This is a genomic window from Streptomyces sp. NBC_00443, from assembly GCF_036014175.1.
GTDB lineage: Bacteria > Actinomycetota > Actinomycetes > Streptomycetales > Streptomycetaceae > Streptomyces.
Map to the genome: position 1 here is coordinate 5067052 of NZ_CP107917.1, position 23006 is coordinate 5090057.

Annotated in this window: 20 protein-coding genes; 6 read left to right on the forward strand and 14 right to left on the reverse strand. The window is 69.9% G+C overall.

Going from position 1 to position 23006, the window contains the following annotated elements; all coding sequences use genetic code 11:
* The first annotated feature begins 42 nt into the window (after positions 1-42).
* The 4 genes from OHO27_RS23015 (at position 43) to OHO27_RS23030 (ending at position 4370) form a co-directional block, all read left to right on the forward strand.
* The gene (locus OHO27_RS23015; protein ID WP_148000006.1) at positions 43-318 is read left to right on the forward strand and encodes a MoaD/ThiS family protein; all 276 of its coding nucleotides are present in this window, start codon (positions 43-45) and stop codon (positions 316-318) included.
* Positions 319-768: 450 nt separating this feature from the next.
* Entirely contained in the window at positions 769-975 is a 207-nt protein-coding gene (locus OHO27_RS23020) for a cold-shock protein (RefSeq protein ID WP_328426842.1), read from the forward strand.
* Positions 976-1337: 362 nt separating this feature from the next.
* Positions 1338-2960 (forward strand): chaperonin GroEL, encoded by a 1623-nt coding sequence (gene groL / locus OHO27_RS23025; RefSeq protein WP_328426844.1) that lies wholly within the window; start codon positions 1338-1340, stop codon positions 2958-2960.
* Between the two features lie 282 nt (positions 2961-3242).
* The gene (locus OHO27_RS23030) at positions 3243-4370 is read left to right on the forward strand and encodes an NADH:flavin oxidoreductase (RefSeq protein ID WP_328426846.1); all 1128 of its coding nucleotides are present in this window, start codon (positions 3243-3245) and stop codon (positions 4368-4370) included.
* A gap of 67 nt (positions 4371-4437) precedes the next feature.
* Here the strand turns inward: OHO27_RS23030 and OHO27_RS23035 are convergent, their stop codons facing one another.
* Genes OHO27_RS23035 through OHO27_RS23095 form a run of 13 tightly spaced genes read right to left on the reverse strand, consistent with a single transcriptional unit; the run spans position 4438 to position 17253 of the window.
* Positions 4438-4734 (reverse strand): putative quinol monooxygenase, encoded by a 297-nt coding sequence (locus tag OHO27_RS23035; protein WP_328426848.1) that lies wholly within the window; start codon positions 4732-4734, stop codon positions 4438-4440.
* Positions 4734-5702, reverse strand: coding sequence for an NAD-dependent epimerase/dehydratase family protein (locus OHO27_RS23040; protein WP_328426850.1), 969 nt, complete (start codon positions 5700-5702; stop codon positions 4734-4736). Before OHO27_RS23040 ends, OHO27_RS23035 begins: the two co-directional genes overlap by 1 nt.
* On the reverse strand, positions 5695-6939 hold the full coding sequence (locus OHO27_RS23045; protein WP_328426852.1) for an MFS transporter: 1245 nt from the start codon (positions 6937-6939) through the stop codon (positions 5695-5697). The genes OHO27_RS23040 and OHO27_RS23045 overlap by 8 nt, the downstream gene beginning before the upstream one ends.
* Entirely contained in the window at positions 6936-8249 is a 1314-nt protein-coding gene (locus OHO27_RS23050) for a hydrolase (RefSeq protein ID WP_328426854.1), read from the reverse strand. Before OHO27_RS23050 ends, OHO27_RS23045 begins: the two co-directional genes overlap by 4 nt.
* Complete coding sequence (locus tag OHO27_RS23055; RefSeq protein WP_328426856.1) at positions 8246-9499, reverse strand: ATP-grasp domain-containing protein; 1254 nt, start codon at positions 9497-9499, stop codon at positions 8246-8248. The genes OHO27_RS23050 and OHO27_RS23055 overlap by 4 nt, the downstream gene beginning before the upstream one ends.
* Positions 9500-9554: 55 nt before the next feature.
* Positions 9555-10514: a transketolase family protein gene (locus tag OHO27_RS23060; protein WP_328426858.1), complete on the reverse strand. Its 960-nt coding sequence runs from the start codon at positions 10512-10514 to the stop codon at positions 9555-9557.
* Entirely contained in the window at positions 10511-11329 is an 819-nt protein-coding gene (locus tag OHO27_RS23065) for a thiamine pyrophosphate-dependent enzyme (protein WP_328426860.1), read from the reverse strand. The genes OHO27_RS23060 and OHO27_RS23065 overlap by 4 nt, the downstream gene beginning before the upstream one ends.
* Positions 11326-13182, reverse strand: a complete 1857-nt coding sequence (locus OHO27_RS23070; RefSeq protein WP_328426862.1) for a M20/M25/M40 family metallo-hydrolase — start codon at positions 13180-13182, stop codon at positions 11326-11328. The genes OHO27_RS23065 and OHO27_RS23070 overlap by 4 nt, the downstream gene beginning before the upstream one ends.
* Positions 13179-14246: an N-acetyl-gamma-glutamyl-phosphate reductase gene (argC, locus tag OHO27_RS23075; protein WP_328426864.1), complete on the reverse strand. Its 1068-nt coding sequence runs from the start codon at positions 14244-14246 to the stop codon at positions 13179-13181. The genes OHO27_RS23070 and argC overlap by 4 nt, the downstream gene beginning before the upstream one ends.
* On the reverse strand, positions 14239-15558 hold the full coding sequence (locus OHO27_RS23080) for a DegT/DnrJ/EryC1/StrS aminotransferase family protein (protein WP_328426866.1): 1320 nt from the start codon (positions 15556-15558) through the stop codon (positions 14239-14241). The genes argC and OHO27_RS23080 overlap by 8 nt, the downstream gene beginning before the upstream one ends.
* Positions 15555-16184, reverse strand: a complete 630-nt coding sequence (locus OHO27_RS23085) for a degT/DnrJ/EryC1/StrS aminotransferase (protein ID WP_328426868.1) — start codon at positions 16182-16184, stop codon at positions 15555-15557. The genes OHO27_RS23080 and OHO27_RS23085 overlap by 4 nt, the downstream gene beginning before the upstream one ends.
* A 14-nt stretch (positions 16185-16198) precedes the next feature.
* Positions 16199-17068 carry a RimK family alpha-L-glutamate ligase gene (locus tag OHO27_RS23090; protein WP_328426870.1) on the reverse strand — a complete coding sequence of 290 codons (870 nt, stop codon included), beginning with the start codon at positions 17066-17068 and terminating at the stop codon, positions 16199-16201.
* Positions 17065-17253 (reverse strand): lysine biosynthesis protein LysW, encoded by a 189-nt coding sequence (locus OHO27_RS23095; protein WP_328426872.1) that lies wholly within the window; start codon positions 17251-17253, stop codon positions 17065-17067. The genes OHO27_RS23090 and OHO27_RS23095 overlap by 4 nt, the downstream gene beginning before the upstream one ends.
* Before the next feature lie 186 nt (positions 17254-17439).
* Between OHO27_RS23095 and OHO27_RS23100 the strand changes: the two genes are divergently transcribed.
* On the forward strand, positions 17440-20541 hold the full coding sequence (locus OHO27_RS23100) for an AfsR/SARP family transcriptional regulator (protein WP_328426874.1): 3102 nt from the start codon (positions 17440-17442) through the stop codon (positions 20539-20541).
* 364 nt (positions 20542-20905) lie between these two features.
* Entirely contained in the window at positions 20906-22381 is a 1476-nt protein-coding gene (locus OHO27_RS23105) for an MFS transporter (RefSeq protein ID WP_328426876.1), read from the forward strand.
* A gap of 19 nt (positions 22382-22400) precedes the next feature.
* Here the strand turns inward: OHO27_RS23105 and OHO27_RS23110 are convergent, their stop codons facing one another.
* Positions 22401-22976 (reverse strand): hypothetical protein, encoded by a 576-nt coding sequence (locus OHO27_RS23110; RefSeq protein WP_328426878.1) that lies wholly within the window; start codon positions 22974-22976, stop codon positions 22401-22403.
* Positions 22977-23006: the final 30 nt, after the last annotated feature.

Below are 23006 nucleotides of genomic sequence, written 5' to 3' on the forward strand. Positions count from 1 at the left end.
CCTGTCCCACCGAACCTGCACACTGACCGGAGGTCGCACCGTATGAGCGTCAACGTCCGCATCCCCACCATCCTGCGCACCTACACGGGTGGCCAGGCCGAGGTCGCCGCCGAAGGTGCCAACCTCGGCGAGGTCATCGCCGACCTGGAGAAGAACCACACCGGGATCGCCGCCCGTGTTCTCGACGACCAGGGCAAGCTGCGCCGGTTCGTCAACGTGTACGTCAATGACGACGACGTCCGTTTCGAGCAGGGTCTGGAGACCGCGACTCCGGACGGTGCCGGCGTCTCCATCATTCCCGCCGTCGCCGGTGGCTGACAGGCTGACCGAATGACCGATCATTACCATCGGTAACACCGGTGACTAAGAGTTCATCGAATTGCCCCCTCCGTGAGAGAAGCGGAGGGGGCAATTCTGTGTGGTTGAGCGAGGTACAGTTGGGGAACGTGCCGCCGATCCACTGGTCGGCCGCCCTTGATTTCTGCCGCAAGCCCGACAAGAAGTAGCCAAAGTGTGCGGGTTTTTTGCGGCTTTTGTTCCCTATGCCGGGTCCGACTTGACCTGAAGTCAGTGGAATTGTCCCCACATTCCCGACCGGTCGTGCCCGGATTTCTCGTCCGATTGACCTGTTGCAGACGGCAGTTGGGCAGATACATTCAGCCGCGGTCGACGCGTTCCGGCGCACGCCCCCGGCCAATGGGGGGTGAGGTCTGACCCGGATCCGCGAAGTGTGGATCTGTGCAAGGGCCAGTAATAGGGGAGTTAGGCATGGCTCAGGGCACCGTCAAGTGGTTCAACGCGGAGAAGGGGTTCGGCTTCATCGCGGTCGACGGTGGTGCGGATGTTTTCGTCCACTACAGCGCGATCCAGATGGACGGTTACCGCACCCTGGAGGAAGGCCAGCGGGTCGATTTCGAGATCTCGCAGGGCCAGAAGGGGCCGCAGGCGGACATGGTCCGTCTGGCCACCGGCTGAAGCACGCGTCGACTAACAGCAGCGACGTTCTTCTTCGAAGGGCTCGCACCTCCCGGGGTGCGGGCCCTTCGCCATGCCCGGGGGTCCGCGCGGGTCCCGTCCGGGGCCGCCCCCGACCCCGCCCGTCCCTGCGCGCGCACCGCACAGCGTGCCGCCCGATACCCGAGAGGCGCTTGCACTCGCCTACCCCGAGTGCTAATCATTGGCGTTAGCACTCTGAAGGTGAGAGTGACAAAGAAGGACCGGGTCGGTGAGGCCCGCAGGCCGGGTGGGGCAAGGAACCACAAGGCATGTGAGCCGTCCGTCGCGGGCGCGGGCGCGGTCCGAAGGAATCACCCCCAGTCCTGGAGGGACCACTTCACATGGCCAAGATCATCGCGTTCGACGAGGAGGCGCGGCGCGGCCTCGAGCGCGGCATGAACCAGCTCGCGGACGCCGTGAAGGTGACGCTCGGCCCCAAGGGCCGCAACGTCGTCCTCGAGAAGAAGTGGGGCGCCCCCACGATCACCAACGATGGTGTCTCCATCGCCAAGGAGATCGAGCTCGAGGACCCGTACGAGAAGATCGGCGCCGAGCTGGTCAAGGAAGTCGCCAAGAAGACGGACGACGTCGCCGGTGACGGTACGACCACGGCTACCGTTCTCGCCCAGGCCCTCGTCAAGGAAGGCCTTCGCAACGTAGCCGCCGGCGCCAACCCGATGGCCCTCAAGCGCGGCATCGAGCGCGCCGTCGAGGCCGTCTCCGCCGCCCTGCTCGAGCAGGCGAAGGATGTCGAGACCAAGGAGCAGATCGCCTCCACGGCCTCCATCTCCGCCGCCGACACCCAGATCGGCGAGCTCATCGCCGAGGCGATGGACAAGGTCGGCAAGGAAGGCGTCATCACCGTCGAGGAGTCCCAGACCTTCGGTCTGGAGCTGGAGCTCACCGAGGGTATGCGCTTCGACAAGGGCTACATCTCGGCGTACTTCGCCACCGACATGGAGCGGATGGAGGCGTCGCTCGACGACCCGTACATCCTGATCGCCAACTCCAAGATCGGCTCCGTCAAGGACCTGCTCCCGCTCCTGGAGAAGGTCATGCAGTCGGGCAAGCCGCTGCTGATCATCGCCGAGGACGTCGAGGGCGAGGCCCTGTCGACCCTGGTCGTCAACAAGATCCGCGGCACCTTCAAGTCGGTCGCCGTCAAGGCCCCGGGCTTCGGTGACCGCCGCAAGGCGATGCTGAACGACATCGCCATCCTCACCGGTGGCGAGGTCATCTCCGAGGAGGTCGGTCTCAAGCTCGAGAACACCTCCCTGGACCTCCTGGGCAAGGCCCGCAAGGTCGTCATCACCAAGGACGAGACCACCATCGTCGACGGTGCCGGCTCCTCGGACCAGGTCGCCGGCCGGGTGAACCAGATCCGCGCCGAGATCGAGAACAGCGACTCGGACTACGACCGCGAGAAGCTCCAGGAGCGCCTGGCCAAGCTCGCCGGTGGCGTCGCCGTCATCAAGGCCGGTGCCGCGACCGAGGTCGAGCTCAAGGAGCGCAAGCACCGCATCGAGGACGCCGTGCGCAACGCCAAGGCGGCCGTCGAGGAGGGCATCGTCGCCGGTGGTGGCGTGGCGCTCATCCAGGCCTCCTCCGTCTTCGAGAAGCTCGACCTCGAGGGTGACGAGGCGACCGGCGCCAACGCCGTGAAGCTCGCGCTCGAGGCCCCGCTGAAGCAGATCGCCGTCAACGGTGGTCTCGAGGGTGGCGTCGTCGTCGAGAAGGTGCGCAACCTTCAGGTCGGCCACGGTCTGAACGCCGCGACCGGCGAGTACGTCGACATGATCGCCGAGGGCATCATCGACCCGGCGAAGGTGACGCGTTCCGCGCTGCAGAACGCCGCGTCGATCGCCGCGCTGTTCCTCACCACCGAGGCCGTCATCGCCGACAAGCCGGAGAAGACCGCCGCGCCTGCCGGTGGCGGTATGCCGGGCGGTGACATGGACTTCTGATCGGCCTCGGGGGCTTGGCCTCCGGTTGATCAACGTCCTTAGCCGAGGGCGGTACTTCCTGTTGCGACAGGGGGTGCCGCCCTCGGGTGTTTGGCGGGTGCGGGTGCGTTGGGGCTGGTCGCGCAGTTCCCCGCGCCCCTGAGGTGCGGGGCGCACCCGCACGCAAAAAGAACCCCTCCTCGGGAATGTGCGGCCTCGCGTGACCGGTTGCTTAAGGTAGTGCAACAATGCGCGTGCACATACTGACCGGTTTTACGACCCCGCTTCCAAGGAGCCCCCCACGTGACCGTCACCCAGCCCACCGCCTCCCGTGCGGCCCAGATCCTGTCCCGGCCGACCGTGATCAACGGTCTGACCGTTCCCAACCGCATCGCGATGGCGCCGATGACGCGGATGTTCTCCCCGGGCGGCGTGCCCGGCGGGGACGTCGTGTCGTACTACTCGCGCCGCGCCGCCGCGGGCGTCGGCCTGATCGTCACCGAGGGCACGTACGTCGGGCACGACTCGGCCGGACAGAGCGACAGGGTGCCGCGTTTCCACGGTACGGAGCAGCTGGCGGGGTGGGCGAAGGTCGCCGAGGCCGTGCATGAGGCGGGCGGCACGATCGTGCCGCAGCTGTGGCACATCGGCATGGTGCGCAAGCAGGGCCAGCCGCCCTTCGCCGAGGCCCCCGCCGTCGGCCCCTCGGGTCTGCGCATCGGCGCCGACGAGGCCACCGGCAGGGCGATGACCCGGAAGGACCTGGACGATGTGATCGGCGCCTTCGCCGAGGCCGCCGCGGACGCCGAGCGCATCGGCTTCGACGGCGTGGAGATCCACGGAGCCCACGGCTACCTGGTCGACCAGTTCCTGTGGTCGGGCACCAACCGCCGCACGGACGCCTATGGCGGCGACCCCGTCGCCCGTACGCAGTTCGGGGCGGAGATCGTGGCCGCCGTACGCGAGAAGGTCTCCGCGGACTTCCCGGTCATCTTCCGCTACTCGCAGTGGAAGCAGGAAGCCTACGACGCCCGGCTCGCCGAGACCCCCGAGGAGCTGGAGGCCATCCTCACCCCGCTCGCCGCGGCCGGCGTCGACGCCTTCCACGCCTCCACCCGCCGCTACTGGGTCCCGGAGTTCGACGGCTCGGACCTCAACCTCGCCGGCTGGACGAAGAAGCTCACCGGCAGGCCGGTCATCACGGTCGGCTCGGTCGGACTGAACGGCGACTTCATCAACGCCTTCGCCGGTGAGGGATCCGAGCTCAAGGGCATCGACGACCTCCTGGACCGCCTGGAGCGCGACGAGTTCGACATGGTGGCCGTCGGCCGCGCCCTGCTTCAGGACCCGCAGTGGGCGGCGAAGGTCCTGGCGGACCGCGTCGACGAGCTGAAGCCGTACGACGCGGCGTCGCTGAAGACGCTGTCCTGAACCCCAACTCTCCACTGTCGTCCGAGAGATGCGCATACGGCATCTCTCGGACACTCGGGGCGCCGAGCTACTGCGCGCTGCTCACCGGGCTGCTCGGGTGCACCTCGCGTTCGATGCGCGGCATGATCTCCTGGACGTAGATCTTCTGGATGGCGTCGCCTGAGTCGTGAGCCTCCCAGTGGGCGCGGCTCGCCCAGCGCTCGACGAGGACGAAGCGGCCCGGGTCGTCCTGCGACTGGTACGCCTCCCAGCTGACGCAGCCGTCCTCGGTGAGACACAGGGGTCGCATCCGGGCCAGGGCATCGGCCACCGGCGCGATGTCGCCGGATTCGGGGACCCGGACGATGACGATGAGGTCGAACATCACTGCTCCTCGGAGTGGGGGAAGTCGGCCCGGTCGGCCATGGCGGCACGGGCAACGGTGGGAAGCCACTGGGCGATCGGGGTGAAGCGGAAGCCGAGGGCCGTCGCCCGGTCGCTCGCCATGCCGAAGTCGGACGGGCAGGAGAACGGGGACAGGTCGGGATCGCCCGCGGGATCCTCCTTCTCGATCACGTCGGCCGTGAGTCCGGTGGCGCTCTCCACCGCGGCGCAGACGTCATAGACATCGGCGGTGTCCGGAGAGGCGACGTTGACCGCTCCGGTGGCGTCGGACAGGGCAGCCCAGGCGAGGAAGCCGGCGGCCTCCTCGGCCCGTACCAGTGACGTCCGACCGGGCGCCGTGTGGGCGACGACGGGCTGCCCGGCGCTGATGCGGTCGAGATGGAACCGCAGCCGGCCGGTGAAGTCGCCCTCCGCGGCCAGCACATGGGCGACCCGGGCCAGCAGCACCGGCACCTTCGCGCGGCAGGTCAGCGCGGTTTCGGCCTGGCGCTTTCCCTCGCCGTAGTGGATGTCCAGGTAGCCGGGCGTGTACCAGGGCAGGGTGGTGTCGAAGTCGTAGTCCGCCGGGTCGAGTTCCGCTTCGCGGGCTCGGGCACTGAACGGCGGGGCCTGGAACCGCCACCGGAAGGTGTCCCTGTTGTACACCTCGATGGTGCTGGTCATCACGATCTTCCCGGCCCGTTCTCCGAATGCCTCGCACGCCTCCACGGCGGCGTTCGGCGTGTAGCACATCTGATGCACCACCGCGTCGAACCGTTCCCCCGCCACCGCGGCGGTCAGCTCTCCGAGGACGTTGACGTCGGCGCGCAGCCGCCGCACCGAGTCGCCGAACGGGTCGGGGGTCTGGCCGCGGTTGACGAGGGTGACCCGGTGCCCGTCGTCCAGCAGCTGTTGCACCAGCATCTTGCCGAAGTACCGGGTCCCCCCGATGACGCAGATGTCAGACATTCTCCCTCACCTTTTCCTCGTTCTCCGTGCCTTCTGTGTCCTCGGCCCGCCGAGTCCCGTCCGCCGCACCGGAGTTCCGGCCGCTCAGGCAGACGAGTGCACAGCCCGCCGCCAGCAGGGCCGCGACGTACCAGTTGCCACCCGCCACATCGAGGGAGCGTGACAGGTCGAACAGGATCCCCGCGGCCAGGGAGCCGGCCATGTTCCCCGCGCTGCGGAAGAAGTGCATCGCGCCCATGGCCCTGGCCAGCCGGTCCTCGGGAACCCTGCGGGCGATCCAGAGGTCGAACGACGGCACGAAGAGGATCTCTCCGAGCACAACGGTCAGACAGCCGACCACCACCCAGGGCGCGGTGCGACCGGCCCCGAAGGCGACGAACGCGATGGTCATGCCGGCCAGGCCGACGGCCATGACCGCCCCCGGGCTGAAGCGCTTGTCGAACAGCTTGAACAGCGGGTACTGGAGCACCAGGATGCTCAGACCCGTGATCCAGAACGGTGCGGAGGGGGCCCACCCCGGCACATACTCCGCCATGTGCAGCGGGACACCGACCACAAAACCCAGGGACAGGAACCAGAACGCGGCGGACAGCAGGAAGTAGCGTGTGGCGCCGCGCACTTCGATGCCCTTGAACGCCGCCAGGCTGAACAGCGGGACACGGCTGCTGCCGGCCGTCGCACTCTCGAAGCCGTCCCGGGGAATCAGTGCCGAGGCGATCAGACAGAAGCCGATGAAGAAGGCGAACACCACCGAGAACAGGGTCCGCAGCTCCACGTCGGCCAGTACGGCGCCCAGCAAAGCGCCACCGAAAAGGCCGACCTGCCCCGCCATCTGGAACGCGGAGAACGCCTTGGGCCGTTCGTCCTCGGGAAAGGAGACCAGCACGTTCTTCAGCCCCGGGAAGGAGACTCCCGAGCCGAAGCCGATGAAGAACGCCAGCGCGCTGTATGCGAGCACGCCATCGGTGAACCCCATGAGCCCGAGCGCCACAGCTTCCAGCGCGGTACCGAGAAACACGCCCCCGCGGACACCGGAGCGGGCCGCGATCCCTTCGTAGCAGAAGGTGGCGAGCAGCCGGCCGACGTACGTCATACACATGACCACGCCCGCCCAGAAGCCGCTGTCGGTCCCGCCGAGGGTGGCGACGAGCACGGGGAACCAGATGTAACTCCCCACGTTCGCCAGGAGGATGCCCCCGGTCACGCCGACGAGTGCGCGTTTGCGTTCCTTGATCAAAGCTCCTCCTTCCGGTCCGTCCCGGCGGCGCGCAGCTCGGCGATGGTGCGCGCGACGGCCTGCCGGTCGATCGGCACGCCCCGGACGACGGTCCGCAACGGAAGGGCGGACAGTGGCCGCCCCGGAGCATGCAGGTTGTAGGTGGCGGACTCGCCGACGCTCAGCGGATGGCTGTCCCGGGTGTCGCCGCTCAGTTCGCCGAAGTAGCGGCGGCCCCCGACCGTCGCCTGGTGCCGCAGCCGCTCTTCGAGCGAGGCGTCGTCGCCGCGCAGCAGGTCGAGTTCGCTCAGGAAGGAGTAGCCGTGGTACGCACCCGTGTTGCCCGAGTCGGTACCGATCAGCAACTTGCCCTCGCGCAGGGTGGCCAGGGCGTTGCGGCGCATGTCGGCCAGCGCTGCCGTGCGGGTCTCCTGGCAGCCGAACTCGATGCCGTACGGCTTCTCGATGGCCTGGGCGAACTCCAGGTTGCGGATGTCCTGGGTCTCGGCGAAGCCCTCGCGCCCGTACTCGGCCCGGAATTCGTCCCCCGTCATGATCATGGGGCGCAGGCCGGCCAGGGTGGAGACGAAGCGGGCACCCTCGAACTCCTTCCAGTCGGCGGCGTCGAGCGTCCGGTCGCGGACGCTGTGGGCGAAGAGGTGGAAGCCGCACTCGTAGGCCCAGCGGGTCTCCTGGAGGGTGTTGCAGTCGATGACCGCGGTGATGCCTCGCTCGGCGGCGATCCGGGCGGACAACTCGAGCACCCGGCGGGACAGCCGGGAGAACTTCACCGGGCTGTCCGGCTGTTCGGTGCCGTCCGTGAACATCACCTTGAGGAAGGTGCCGCCGCGTTCGACATTGGAACGTATCGCGTGTTCCAGGTCGGTCTCGGTGGCGATCATGTGCACCGGGGCCGGGAACTCGACACCGTGGCCGGTGAGGCCGGCGGCGTTCGTCATCGCGGTGACCGCGTAGCCGCAGTGGACGATCTCGGGGTACGGCACGGTCGAGGCCTCGCGGCCGGCCGCCCAGGCGTCGGCCACCAGCGGGAAGCCGAACATGTCCACCACATGGGTGACGCCGTGGTAGACGTACTGCAGCGCGACGATCCGCGGGTCGTCGGCCGTGTCGTCCCAGTTGGCGGGCAGCGAGACATGGGCATGAGTCTCGGTGTAGCCGGGCCACAGCTCCGTCTCGCCGTCGCGGCGGACGCCCGAGGGCTCGATGCGGGTGAAGACGCCGTCCTCGACGGTGACGTCGTACACGGCCCCGCCGTCGAGGGAGGGGATCGCCACCCCATGCAGTTCCTGACGCCGCGCATCCGCGGTCATCGGGCCACCTCGACCTTCATCCGCAGGTCGATGCGGTCCAGGGCCTCCACACAACGCTTGTTGACCTCGGTGCGGTCGGCGCCGGTGAAGATGGTGTGCCCGATCCAGTCGAAGTTGCTCCGGGAGAGCCGGTTGACCTGGGTGCCGGGCTTCTTGTACGCCAGTGCGCTGTGGAAGCCGGGAAGCTCCCGCAGGCCGTCGAAGCCGATGGTTTCGACGGTTCCGCCGATCGGGGCGCCGAACCAGCGGCCACCTGCGGTGGTCTCGCCCGGGAAGGGGAGCTCGGGACGCTCGCCGAGCGCCTGCCGGATGACCTCCAGATAAGGGTCGACGCCGGAGGTCAGCTCCATCAGGCTCGGCACGATGCCGCCGACCAGACGGCCGTTGACCTCGCACAGCACAGGCCCGTCGGGGCTGAGAAGGAACTCGGTGTGGATGAAGCCGAAGTCCACGCCCAGCTCGTTCAGCAGACGCGTGGTCAGGTCGAACAGTTCGTCCTGGAGCGGGTGCCCGCTGAAGTAGGTGGCGCCCATCTCGATGAAGTACGGGAATCCGCTCAGCGGACGGTCGGTGAGGCCGAGGTTGACCACCTCGCCCTTGCCGAGGACGCAGGACTCCACCGAGATCAGCTCGCCGGTGACGAACTCCTCGATCAGCAGGTCCGGGACACGGACCACACCGCGGCCGTAGTCGGTCACATCGGCGAGCTCCGCGAGGTAGGCGCGCAGGTCCTCCTCGTCCTTGAGGTGCAGGACGTGCAGGCTGGCCGTGCCGTCGGACGGCTTGACCACACAGGGGAAGCCGATCTCGCGTACGGCCGCCTCCACGTCCGTCGGGTCGGCCACGTGGACGAAACGGGGCTGGCGGACGCCCGTGCCGTCCAGGGTGAGCCGGGTCAGGTGCTTGTGGCGGGCGTTGCGCGCGCCGTCCACGCTCATGCCGGGCAGCCCCAGGGCCTCGGCGACCGCCGCCGTGTGGACGGTGTGGTACTCGCTGTAGGTGGTCACGCCGTGGATCGGCTTCTGCGCGTGCAGCGTGCGGGCCAGCGTCTTCAGCTCCTCGATGGAGAAGGCATCGGCGCTCTTGACCACCTGGCAGTTCGGGTGGGCGTAGGCCGCCTCGGCCAGAGGGGAGGCCGCGAGGTAGAAGTCGGGGTCCACCGACACCAGCGTGACGTCGTGGCCCAGGTCCAGGGCGTTGGCGATGCCCGCGATGCCGTTGGGATTGCATTCGATCATCAGGATGTGCATGTTCAGTGCTCCGTAACTTTCTGGAGTTGGATGGGGAGTTGTCCGGACGACGGACTCAGCGGACGCACGCGTGGGCGTGCCCTGCGGCGGTCGCGGCCGCCGGCAGGCCGTGGCGTGCCCGTGCCACGCCGGCGAGCACCGCCGGTAGATCGAGGCCGAGCGCCGTCATGACCTCCTGGTGGTCGCCACCGGTCGAGGGCCATTCCTGGCCGGCTCCCACCGCCGTGACCTCGCACCGGGGCAGCAGCAGCGCGAGCGCTTCGGCCACTCCGCCCTGGCTGCGGTGTTCCTCGACGACGACGAACCGGGTGTGCCGGCGCGCCAGTTCAGTGGCCGCCTCGGCGAGGTGCTCGTGGTCCAGGTAGACCAGGTGCGCGTGGGAGACCTCCGTGGTGGCGCGGGCCTCCAGGGCCAGGCGGGTGCCCTCCTCGCCCACCGACACCAGGCAGATGTCATCGGGGTCGGCCTCGAACTCCCAATTGACCAGCGGTGGTTGGGCACCGGTCCAGTCGAGCGACTCGTACGTGGCGTTGCGGCCCGTGCGGATGTAGTGCGGTCTGCCGCTGCGCGCCGCGGACCGGATCACGGCGCGCATCTCGGCCTCGCCGTAGGGGGCCGCGATGGTCACGCCGGGGACGCTGCGGAGCACCGCGAGGTCTTCCAGACAGTGGTGGGTGGTGCCGAACCAGGCACCGGACACACCCGCGTACGGTGCCACGACGGTGACCCCGGCGTTCAGGTAGCCCAGCGTCAGCTTCAGGCTCTCCGCGGCTCGCAGCGCCGCGAACGGGGCGAAGGTGCTGACGAAAGGCTTGTAGCCACCGGCTGCCAGTCCCGCTGCCATGTCGACCATCGCGCCCTCGGCGATACCGACGTTGAAGAACCGGCCCGGGTGCGCGATCTGGAAGGGGTGGTTCTTGCCGCCGAGGTCCGCCTCCAGGCAGAGGAGGGAGGCGTCCTCGGCGGCGAGGGCGGTCAGCTCGTCGCGGTAGGCGTCACGGCCGGAGAGAGTCATCGGATCGCTCGCTTCCACTTCGCGGCGCGCGTGGCGTCGATGGTCACGTAGTGAGAACCCGCCTTGCCTTCCACGGCCGGCACCCCCTTGCCCTTGACGGTGTGGGCGACGACGGCGAGAGGGCGGCGCGCCGCCGACCGGTCCCCGGCGAACAGCTCGGCCAGCGCCGCCGGATCGTGCCCGTCGGTCTCCGCGACCTCGAACCCGAAGGCGGCGAATCGCTCGGTGAGACCGGGCAGCGGCGAGATGTCCGCGACAAGCCCGTCGTTCTGCCCGCCGTTGCGGTCCACGACGAGCACGAAGTTGCCCAGTTCCTGCGCCGCCGCCACCTGGCAGGTCTCCCAGACCAGCCCTTCCTGGAGCTCGCCATCGCCTGCGACGGCTATGCCCAGGCCGCCCTGTCCGCCGATCCGGCGGGCCAGGGCCCAGCCCGCCGCGTACGGGACGCCGTGCCCGAGGCTCCCGGTGGGGAACCGGACACCGGGCACCTTGGGGCCCGGATGGCCGGTGTAGGGCCGGCCCGCCCTGCCGTACAACGGCGCGGGGTTCTCCGGCAGCATGCCGCTGACGTACAGCGCGGCATACAGGCCGGCGGCGGCGTGCCCCTTGCTCAGCACGACCTCCGTGCCGTCGGCGGCGGAGGACCGGTGCAGGGCGGCGACCAGGATGTCGAGCACCGACAGGCTGCCGCCCAGATGGCATCCGCGTTCGGACGCCGCCATGTCGACGACCAGCCGCCGGGCTTCCAGGGCCCGTTCGGCGAGCGTGGCCGCGAGGGCCTCGGTGCCGGTGGGACCGTCCAGCACGGCAGTCATCGGCGGCTCCCTTCCGGAAGGGCGAACCAGCGGTTCACCGCGTCGGCGAGCAGCGCGCGGGCGGCGCGGTACTCCTCGCCGCCGATGCGTTCCTCGTCGGTGTGGTCGAGGGCGGAGTCGCCCGGCCCGTACGCCACCATCGGCACGTCGTGCCACGTGGTCGCCAGGGTGTTCATGTCCGACGTCCCCTTCTTCACCACGAAGCGGGGCCGCACCCCGGCCTCGGCGAAGGCTCGGGTGAACGCCTTGGCCAGCGGACCCGAGCGGCCGCCCTGGTGGCCCGGCGTGCCGCGCAGCGCCTCGATGTCGACCCCGTCACCGGTGTGCCGGAGCGCGGCGGCGCGCAGCGCTTCGAGATCGGCTCCCGGCGGCACCCGGAAGTTGAGGACTCCGTGCGCCCGGTCGCGCTCCCGGCCGCGCTCGCACCGGATGTCGATGACCGCGCTGAGCGCCTCGGGAGCGTGCTCCAGCACCGACGCGCGGATCTCCCCGAGGGCGCGGATCAGGCGGTCGGGGGCCGACACCGCGTCCATGCCGGCCGAGTGGCCGGTGGGCACCGAGGCGGTCACCGCCAGTTTGAAGAGCCCGAAGTAGCCGAGGGTCAGCTTCCCCGAGCCGCTGGGTTCGCCGATGACGACGGCGTCCGCCGGGTAGTTGTCCCGCACGTGGAACGCCCCCTTGGAGGAGGAGATCTCCTCCTCGACCGCGCCGACCACGATCAGCCGACCGTCCTCGGGTATCGCCGCGTCCGCCAGGACCTCGAGGAAGGCGGCGAGACTGCCCTTGGCGTCGACGCTGCCGCGCCCCCACAGCTCACCGTCCCGCCACTCGGCGGGCCAACGATGCGGGACCGTGTCGAGGTGGCCCAGGAGCAGCAGCCGGCGGGAACCGGTGCCCCGCGACGCGACGAGGTTGCCCGCCGGGTCGATGCGGGCCTCGATGCCCCGCCCCCGGCACCATTCGGCGAGACAGGCGGCGAGTTCCGCCTCGTCGCCGGAGACCGATGGCACCAAGACCGCGCGAGTGAGCAGGTCGAGGTCGTCGGCGGGTCCCCGGGTGCGCCAGAACCGGGTCCACCCCGACGTCTCGCTCATGGTGTGCGGACCGGTGATGGCCACGTCGGCGCTGCTGTCCTGCAGGGCGATCTCGGCCGCGCGCACCTTCTGGCGCATGCGCCCGCCGGCGTACCGCGCCCCGTCGCCCGGGTAGGCGTCGCGCAGCGTCGAGTCCGGATCGTCCGGGTCGGTCAGCAGTCCCGCGGTGCCGGTGACCAGCCGGAGGTGATCGGCGTCCAGGGCAACCGCGAGCACCGCGGCCAGGACGTCGGCGTCCACGTTCAGCGGAGCGTCACCGTCCCGGTCCGCGACCGGCGGGGACAGGCAGACCACGTCGTACGTGTCGAGCAGGGCGTTCAGCGCCTCGGTGTCGGCCTCGGCGGGCACGCCCGCGCGGTGGTCCCGGACCACGACGGGGCGGCCCTCGGCGGTCACCGCCTTCAGCGGGCGGTTGGCCCGGCCGACGACCAGGCCGCCCCGCGCGGCGACGGCCGTGAACGTCCGCAGGCCCTGGGCTCGCAGGCTGCGTTCCACGGCGGGCAGGGTGACCCGCTCGTAGGCGTCGACGAGGTGGTCCATCTCCTCGGGAGGGCAGTAGCGCACCTCGTCGCCGTTGGTCAGCCGGAGCGTGGGGACCGGGCGGTCGATCGCCGCGTAGTGGCGTTCGATGCCCGTGGCCCCGCCCGCCACCAGGAGCACCCGGGCGCCGCGGGCGGCCACGTCGGCGATCTCCTTGTGGATGGCCTCGCGGTCGAGCGTCGCACTGCCGACCTTGATGACATACAGCGGCCGGGTCATGGCGACACCGCCGTGATCGGCAGCCCGGCTGCCTCGTCGAACCCGTGGATGAGGTTCATGGCCTGGATGGCCTGGCCTGCCGCACCCTTGATCAGGTTGTCGAGGGCGGCCACCGTGACGCACTGGCCGTCGCGGACGGAAACCGCCACCTCGGCGACGTTGGAGCCGGTGACGGCCTTGAGCATCGGGAAGTCCTGGGGCGCCTTGGGCGCCGGGCGGACCCGCACGAACTGCTTGCCGACGTAGGCCTTGGCGTAGGCACGCTTGACGTCGAGGGCGGAGACTCCGGGCCGCAGCTCCGAGTAGGCGGTCACCATGATGCCGCGCGACACGTCCAGGCTGTGCGTGGAGAACCGCAGATCGACGGCGGCGCCCGTGAAGTCGGCGATGGCCTGCTGGACCTCCGGCGCGTGCCGGTGGCCGTGCAGCTTGTGCACCCGGAAGTTGCCGCTGCGCTCGGCCGGCTGCTCGCCGCTCCCGCGGCCGCCGCCGGTGGACCCGGTCTTGGCGTCGACCACGACCCGGTCGGCGACCAGCGGACCGGCGGCGGCGAACAGCGGGTACAGGGCGTAGATCGTGGTGACGGCCATGCAGCCGGGGAGGCTGACGAACCGGCTCTCGGGGATGCCGGGACTCAACTCCGGTACGTAGTAGGCGAAGTCGTCCAGCGGCGGGTGGGCCGCCGTCCCCGGGTAGTGCTTGCCGACCTGCTTCTCGTCGCGCAGCCGGAAGTCGCCGCCCAGGTTCAGCACCCGCTTGGCCCGGTCGGCGACCAGCGGCAGCTGCTCGGGCAGTGCGCCGGTGGGCAGACAGCCGAAGGCGACATCGACGGTGTCCGTGTCCGCGAGCTCGGCCAGCGGCCGGAACGTGAGGCCGGACGCCTTGGGGTGGTTGCGCAGCCAGGGGTGGATGCTGCCGACAGCGCTGCCCGCGGCGCGTTCCGCCGAGAGGAACGCGAGTTCCACCTGCGGGTGCTCCAGGAGCAGCCGGATCACCTCGCCGCCGGTGTAGCCGCTGGCTCCGAGGACGGCGACGCGGATCTTCTCGTGCTCTGCGTCAGCCAAGGCGGGCCGCCTTGTCGTAGGGGCGACGGTAGTCGCGGGTCTCGACGAGCTTGCGGATGGCGTCCGGACGACGAGCGACCTTCCGGAAGGCGTCGGCGTAGCGCAGGATCCGCTCGTACTCCACCGGGGAGCGCAGCTCGCGGCAGAGGACGAGGGTGCTGTCGAGCATGCCGAGGGTGACCGGGAAGTCCTCCGGCCGGTGATCGCGTACGGCGCCGGGGTTGAGGGTGAACGGGTAGCCGTTTCCGAAGCCGTCCCGGTGCTGGAAGGGCAGGTGGCACGGGATCGGGGTGTTCTGCCACTCACGGGCCGGGACGCCTTCGGCGACCAGCAGCTCGTGCACGGCCTCCTTGACCGCGAACACCGGTACGTCGTCCAGGCCCACGGCCTCGGGGTGCAGGGTGACGCGGTACATGTTGTACGCGTGGACGTGCCCGCCGGGTACGTGCGGCGGGGTGAACAGGCCGGTTTCGCGCAGGACTTCGCCGAGCAGCGTGGCATTGCGTGCCCGGACCTCGTCGTAGTACGGGAGCCGCTTGAGCTGGCTGGCGCCGAAGGCGGCCGCGACCCACGACATGCCGTAGTCGATGCCGTGCCGTTCCAGGTAGGCCCGGGCCCGGTCGTAGCTCTCCTCGGTGGCGAAGAAGGCGATGCCGCCCTCGCCGCCGAGCGGGAAGTTCTTGTCGGCCATCAGGCTCTGGCCGGCGGCGTCCCCGAGGGAGCCGGCCACCCGCTCGCCGACCTTCGCGGAATGGGCGTGCGAGGCGTCCTCGACGAGGGCGATGCCGTGCCGGTCGGCGAGGGCGCGCAGGGCGGACACATCGGCGGGCAGACCGTGCACGTGCACCGGCATCAGCGCGCGGGTGCGGTCGGTGATCGCGGCGGCCGCTGCCCGGGGATCCATGCAGTAGGTGACGGGGTCGATGTCGACGAACACGGGGATCGCGTGCGCGGCCACGACGGCCTGCGCGGTCGCGATGAAGGTGAACGCCGGCACGATGACCTCGTCGCCGGGCCGCACGCCGGCGCCGACGAGGGCCATGTGCAGGCTGGAGGTGCCACTGGCGGTGGGCAGCGCGTGCGCCGCACCGACGTAGGAGCGGTAGGCCTCCGCGAAGTCGGCGACGACCTTCTCGGGCGCCTGCCGCTGGGCGAGCATCAGGTTGAAGACGTCTTCCTTGGTGATGACCGGGAAGAGCGTCCGCCGCGACGCCTTGGGAATCATGGCCCCGCCGCCGAGGGCGGCGAGTTCGGAGTCGAGTTCGGCGGGGTCGGGCAGGGGCAGCGGCGCTGCCGGGAAGTCGGTGATCATGAGCGCGCTCCGGTGGAGGTGGCGGGACGTACCGCCTGGGTCAGGGCCATCCGCACGCAGGCGGCCACAAGCGGGCTGAGCCGGTAGTTGAACTGGACCCCGGGCACCAGGGCGGCGTCGGCCTCCTCCTGCGTCCACATCGTGCGCAGGTCGTAGGCGCCGAAGATCTTCAGTCGCTCGGCGCGGGCCCAGAGCCCGTCGTCGTCGGTGAGGACGGCGGCGGCCGGCCCGAAGCCGAGTCCGGTGAGGTCAACGACGAGGGCGGGGGCGGTGGCGGACCGGGTCAACTCGCCCAGCTGGTCGGCGTTCGCGGAATCCAGCGACACGTGGTCGTACGCGGCCGGCCCCTGCTTCTCGACACTGACACCGAGCCAGCCGAGGAAGCGGCCGGCCGCCGGGTCCGGTTCGGGGAGGGCGACGGAGTCCCCGTGGCCTATGCCCTGGCCGGCGAGCGCCGCGTGGATCGCGGCGGTACGGCTGTTGACGAGGACGGCCCGTGCGCGCCCGGTCTTCTTGGTCAGGAGTCGTTCGAGGCCGGGCAGTTCCCGGTCACTCTTCTCGATGCTCATGACCACGCCCGTGGTGAGGACGCGGGCGAGCACCGTTGCGGTGTCGAACAGTTCCATGGGTCTTCTCCGTGTCACACGGCTGAGGCCGTGAGGGTCTCCGCGACGTAGGCGGCGAGGTGGCCGGCCACGTTCACTCCGTGCTGGGCGGAGGAACGGGCGAATTCGGGATTGGCGTTCACTTCGAGCACGAGCAGTTCGCCCGTGGACCGGTCCTCGACCAGGTCCACCCCGAAGAAGCCGGGGCCGAGGGCGTCGACGACCTGGCCGCAGAGCTTCTCCATCTCCGCGGTGACCTCGACGCGCCGGACCTCGGCGCCCAGGTGGGTGTTGGTGCGCCAGTCGTCCGACACCCGCTGGATGGCCACGACCGGGGTCCGCCCGACGACCACCACCCGCAGATCGTGGCCGGGCTTGTCGATGTACTCCTGCACGACGACCGGGAAGTGCTTTCCCGTGGCGTCGGCGGACTCGCGGCCCGCGGCCCACGCCTCCACGCAGTCGGCGTGCGTCATCTTGCTGACCCCGCGGCCCCAGGAGCCGCTGACCGGCTTGACCACGGCGGGCATGCCCAGTTCGGCGACGGACTTGCGGACCTGGTCGAAGCTGAAGGCGTGCCGGGTGTCGGGGTGCGGAATTGCGTGCCGGGCGAAGAGCAACGACTGCAGTCCCTTGTCGTTGCAGGTCTCGATCGTCGCCGCGCGGTTGAGGGTGGCGACTCCGGCGTGTTCCAGGCGGCGGGAGACGCTGATCGCATCCCGGTGGGAAAGGTTCCTGATCAGGGCGAGAGCGGGCGGGCCGGTGCGGCCCGCCACGATCTCGGCCAGATCCTCCATGAGCAGCGGTTGCGCCGTCAGGCCCTCGTCACGCAGTGCGCCGAGGAGCAGCTTCTCCTCCGGGCGCAGCATCGTGACCGAGAGCAGGACCTGGTCGGAGGTTGTCACTCGCCCCAGTCCTCTTCCACCTCAGGGGCAAGGTCCAGGCGTATGCCCGCCGCGGACTTCTCGACGACCTCGTGTTCCTGGCCGCAGGCCCCGCACTCGGTGATCTCGCCCTTCTCCCAGTCCTCGCGCACCTCGAATTCGGTGTCGCATACGAGACAGCTGGCGACGGTAGTCGCAGTTGCCATGTCGATGGCTCCTTTGTGTGGAATGGCGCCGCAGGATGTGCCGGCGCCTTTCGGTGGCTCAAAGGAGCCTGCCGGGTGGCGATACCACTCACCTACCGGTCCGGTACCGCTCGCCGCGCTACCGGACGGGGTGTCGCGGCAAGCGCTTGACCTGTTACTTTCCAGGACAGCGCACGGGGGGTGCATATGACGGTCACAGAAAGTCGCGGGCTGCGGTTCAACGTTCTCGGGTCCCTGGAATGCCTGGCCGACGGGCATCGGATCAAGCTCGGGGGACCGCTCCAGGACCGCATTCTGACGTCCCTGCTACTGGAGTCCGGGCGGACGGTGCCCATCGAGCGCCTCATCGAGACAGCTTGGGGAGAAACCGCCCCCGATACCGCCAAGCAGCAGGTCCGCAAAGCCATTGCCGACCTTCGGCGGCGCATTCCCGACGGTCCGGCGCTGATCGTGACGGAGGACGCCGGGTACCGCGTGTCCGTGGAGCCGCTCCAGGTCGACCTGCATCTCTTCTCGCGCCATGTCCAGGTGTCCGCAGCCGAGCGCTCCGCGGGAGAGCTCGGTGCGGCGGCCGGGGAACTGCGCAAGGCCCTCGCGCTGTGGCGGGGTCCGGTGCTGAACGGGACGGGCGGGCCGGTCCTCGACGCGGCGTCCACCGTCCTGGAGGAACGGCGCCTGGCCGCGGTCGAGGAACTCTTCACGCTCCGGCTCCAGCTGGGCGAGGACAGCGACATCGTGAGCGAGATACGCGAGTTCGCCGACGCCCACCCGCTGCGCGAGGGACTGCGCGCCCACCTGATGCTCGCTCTGTACCGTGCCGGCCGGCAGGCTGAAGCGCTCCACGAGTACGCCGCCGTACGAGCGTTGCTGGCGGAAGAACTCGGGATCAGTCCCTGTCCGGACCTGACCGGCCTGTTCGAGAAGATCCTGCGGGCCAGCCCCGAACTGGACACGCCCGCACCAGCGCCCCCGGCCCCGTCCCTGCGCCCGCCCGTAGGGGCGCGACCCGCCGACAACGCCCCGTGCACCCTGCCGTACGAACTGCCGGACTTCACCGGCCGTCACCTGGAACTCGGGTACCTGCTCGACCGCGGACAGACGGGCGACGGGGTGCGGATCGTCGCCGTCGACGGGATGGGCGGCGCCGGCAAGACCACCCTCATCGTGTGTGCGGCGCACCGCTTGGCCGACTCCTACCCGGACGGCCAGCTCTACATCGACCTGCGCGGCTTCACCCCGGGGGAGCGCCCCATGGCACCCGAGGAGGCGACGCGCATACTGCTGCGCGCCCTGGGGACACCCGACAACGCCGTCCCCGACGGCACCGAGAGCCGTCTGGCTATGTGGCAGGCCGCCACAGCCTCGCGCAGGCTGCTCCTCGTCCTCGACAACGCGGCGGAGGCCGCACAGATACGCCCGCTCCTGCCCGTCACGTCCGAGTGCCTGGTCCTTGTGGCCAGCCGTGGCCGCCTGCTCGATCTCGACGGCGCCCACTGGATATCGCTGGGCACGCTGGCGCCTCAGGAAAGCGCGGCGCTGCTCGCCAGGACGCTCGGCGAGGAACGCGTGGCCGCCGACCCCGAAGCCGCGAAGTCGCTGGCCACGCTCTGCGGGCATCTGCCACTCGCGCTGCGCATCGCCACAGCCAGGCTCCACAACCGCCCCCGCTGGACGCTGCAGTACTTCGTCGACCGCCTCCGCGAGGGGGATGCCCTGCTCACGGAGCTCCGTTCCACCGAACGCAGCGTCGCCACCACCATCCAGCTCTCCTACGAGGCCCTGGGTGAGGAGCACCGTCGGGCGTTCATGCTCCTCGGAGTGCACCCCGGGCCGAACTTCGACCCGTATGCGGCCGCGGCTCTCACGGACATGACGCCCAGGGACGCCGAGCAGATGCTGGAAGACCTGCTCGATTCGCAACTGCTGCAGCAGCACGAGGCAGGGCGGTATTCGTTCCACGACCTCATCCGCAGCTTCGCCCTCAGCCTCTGGGACGATTCCGTGCGGCACGAGAAGGACTCAGCGGTCGGCCGCCTGCTGAACTACTACCTGGGCGCGACCAACGAGGCGTGCCGGATCCTGTTCCCCGGACTGCGCCAGTACGCGTCCGCTCCGACGGGGAACGCGCCGGGGCTGCCCGCGTTCGGTGACGCACCGACCGCCCGCCGGTGGTACGACCGGGAGAGCAGGGGCCTTCAGGCCACCGTCCGGCTGGGACAGAAGCACGCCTTTCACCGCCTGGCCAGCTACCTGGCCAGAAACACGGTGCTGCACCTGCACGCGCAGGGAGACATCCGGGATTTCCGGGAGCTGGCGGAGGTCGCGGTATCCGCTGCCCGCCGGGCGGCGGATACCCAGGCCCTGTGTCTGAGCCTGGCCAACCTGGCCTCGGCGCACCAGATACTCGGAGAGTTCCGGCTGGCGACTCAGGCCGCGGAAGAAGGTCTGGGGGTGGCCCGGTCGCAGGGTGATCCCGTCAGCGAAGCGGCTTTCCTGGATCTGCTCGGCTGGGCACACATCGTGCTCGGCAGCCTTTCCGAGGGGTACGACCTCCTCTTGCGGGGAATTGCGCTTCACCGCGAGTTCGGAGCCCTGAGGCGGGAGTCCATCGCGCTGTGCAATCTCAGCACCCTGCACCTGTGGCAGAGCCGGACCACGGAAGCGATCGCCGCCGCCGAACGGGCCGTCATGCTCTGCCAGGAAGTCGGGGAGCAGGAACACGAAGTAGCCGCCCTCAACGACCTGGTCATAGCGCACCTGGACGGAGGCGACGACGCGTCGGCACAGAAGTACCTCGACCGGGCCCTGGCACTCGGCGAACACTCCCCGATGCCCAGGAACCGGGCCATGTCCCTGGCGTTAAGAGCCGTTCTCCACCAGCGGCACGGACAGAGCGACGAGGTGATGACGTACATCGATCAAGCACTCGCGCTGGTCAGCCCGCTGGGTACGGTGACGTGGCAGTGCGAGGTCGAGAACATCGCGGGACTGGTCCACCATCGCGGCGGGAACCACGAGAAGGCGCTCGGCCTGCACCGAAGTGCCCATCACAGGGCACTGGGTATCGGATACCGCATGGGTATGGCGCAGGGACTGCACGGCATGGCGAAAGCCGAGAAGTCGCTGGGCAGGAATGAAATTGCCCGGGGGCACTTGCACGGCGCTGAGGAACTCTTCGCTGCCATGAACATCCCCCGGGCCATCCTCGGCTCGCCCGGCCGTGAGTCTGTGGGCTGCACCCTTGGGTCATTTTGTTGCAGCACACAAACGCAAGGCGTGGGTCAGTAGCCCGTCCCCCTCATCGGCGGCAGACCCGGCCCCTCATTGGTGGCCAGAATGTGCACTCCCTTACCGACTCCGTCGGTCTCGGAGTTGTGCACCATCACGCCGGTCCCCAGAACAACGGCCATTGCGATTATGCCGATCAGGCCGGTCAGCCTTCTGCGCATGTTTCCCCCTCGATGTGCGAGATCCTCTCGGACGCCATCGATCTTCATGCAATCACGACCCGTTTCTGTTCCGTCTGGATACCCCTTGCTTCCCTCCGGGCCGGGCGCGTGAGCTGGGTCGCTTGAGTAAGTCAATCAACTGACTTAAGGTTGCCTTGGTCAATTACGTACCTTCACGTTCGTACGCCGACGGAGGCCCCGCCATGTCCCACGCCCCTGCCCCTGCCGCCGAGGCCGGGGGCGGCGCCCCGCCGAGGTCGAACGCCGTGGTGGCGGTGCTGGCTTTCGCCGGGATCGTCGTCTCGCTGATGCAGACCCTGGTCATCCCGATCGTCCCCGAGCTGCCCCGGCTGCTCGACGCCCCGGCGTCGGACACCGCCTGGGCGGTCACGGCGACGCTGCTCGCCGCCGCGGTCGCCACGCCGGTGATGGGGCGGCTGGGCGACATGTACGGCAAGCGGCGGATGCTGCTGGTCAGCGTCGTACTGCTGGTGACCGGCTCCGTGGTCTGTGCCCTGAGCGACGCGCTGATCCCGATGATCGTCGGACGGGTGCTCCAGGGCCTTGCCTCCGGTGTGATCCCGCTCGGCATCAGCATCATGCGCGACGAACTCCCCGCCGAACGCCTCGGCTCCGCGACCGCCCTGATGAGCGCCTCGCTCGGCATCGGCGGCGCGCTGGGTCTGCCCGCCGCCGCACTCATCGCGGACAACTTCGACTGGCACATGTTGTTCTGGACGTCGGCCGGTATGGGTGTGGCGGCGCTGGTGTGCGTGGTGCTGTTCGTGCCCGAGTCGAAGGTGCGCACCGGCGGGCGCTTCGACCTGGTCGGCGGCATAGGCATGGCAGCCGGGCTTGTCTGTCTGCTCCTGGCCATCTCCAAGGGCGCCGACTGGGGGTGGACCAGCGGTACGACGCTCGGTCTTCTCGTGGCGGCCGTGGTCGTCCTGCCGGCCTGGGGCTGGTGGGAGCTGCGTACCGAGCAGCCGCTGGTGGATCTGCGGACGACCGCCCGGCGTCAGGTGCTGGTCACCAACCTGGCCTCGATCGCGGTGGGCTTCGCGATGTTCGCGATGAGCCTCGTCATTCCGCAGCTCCTCCAGCTCCCCGCGCAGACCGGCTACGGCCTCGGCAAGTCGATGCTGGTCGCGGGCCTGTGCATGGCCCCGTCAGGGCTGGTCATGATGGCGACGGCCCCGGTGTCGGCGGCGATCTCGCGGGCCAAGGGCCCGAAGGTCACGCTGATGATCGGTGTGCTCATCGTCGCCGTGGGCTACGGCCTCAACATCGTCCTGATGTCCGAGGTCTGGCACTTCGTCCTGGTGGCCTGCATCATCGGCGCCGGCGTCGGTTTCGGCTACGGCTCGATGCCCGCCCTCATCATGAGCGCCGTGCCCGCGTCGGAGACGGCCGCCGCGAACAGCCTCAACACGCTGATGCGTTCCCTCGGTACATCCACCGCGAGCGCCGTCGCGGGCGTGATCCTCGCCCAGATGACGACGGACCTCGGCGGTTACGCCCTCCCGTCCGAGAACGGCTTCAAGGTGGTCCTGGCGGTGGGCGCCGGGGCGGCGCTGCTGGCGTTCGTGGTGGCGTCGTTCATCCCGAAGGCGGGGTCGGCCGCCGTCGAGGGGCCCGTGGCGCAGGCGGCGGAGCCGGCCGGGGCGACGGCCAAGTAATGGCTGCCGGTGCTCCCGGCTACAGGTTGCCGAGAGGCTCGATGTCGACCTTCACCGGTGTGCCCCACACGCGCAGCACCTCGTAGTCGGTGAACTCGTGCACGAGCCGGTAGGCCATGGCGGCACGCGGCCCGCGACGCTGGGCGGCGATGTACAGCTCGGCCTCGCGGCGGTCGCGGCGCGGCGTTCCGCACAGCTGCCACTCCTGCCCGTTCCACAGCTCCGGCAGCCAGCGCTGCTGGGGCTGTGGGCGATCGCCCCGCACGCCGTAGCGGGACGGGGCGGTGTGCTCCGGGGAGCGGGGGGCCGCCGGGCCGGGGCCGTTGTACTCGGAGCGGCGGGCCGCCCGGCGGCGGGTCTCGCAGAGCAGGCAGAGGTCGGGGGCCGCCGCGTCGACCGGGCCGCCCGGATGCTCCGGGCAGCGGGTGGTCGGGGCGGCCGTGGACACGCTCTCGTCCAGGAGGTCGAGAGCGCGTCGCAGGTCCGCCTTGACCTCGTGCAGCTTGGCATCCGGGGTGGTGGCCGTGAGGGCCTCGCCGTGCTCGCCCAGGAGGCGGAGGGCGCGGCCCAGGGCGGTCAGCTGGGCGTGGTTCATGGGTGCCAGTGTGTGCGAAGTCCTCGGCTC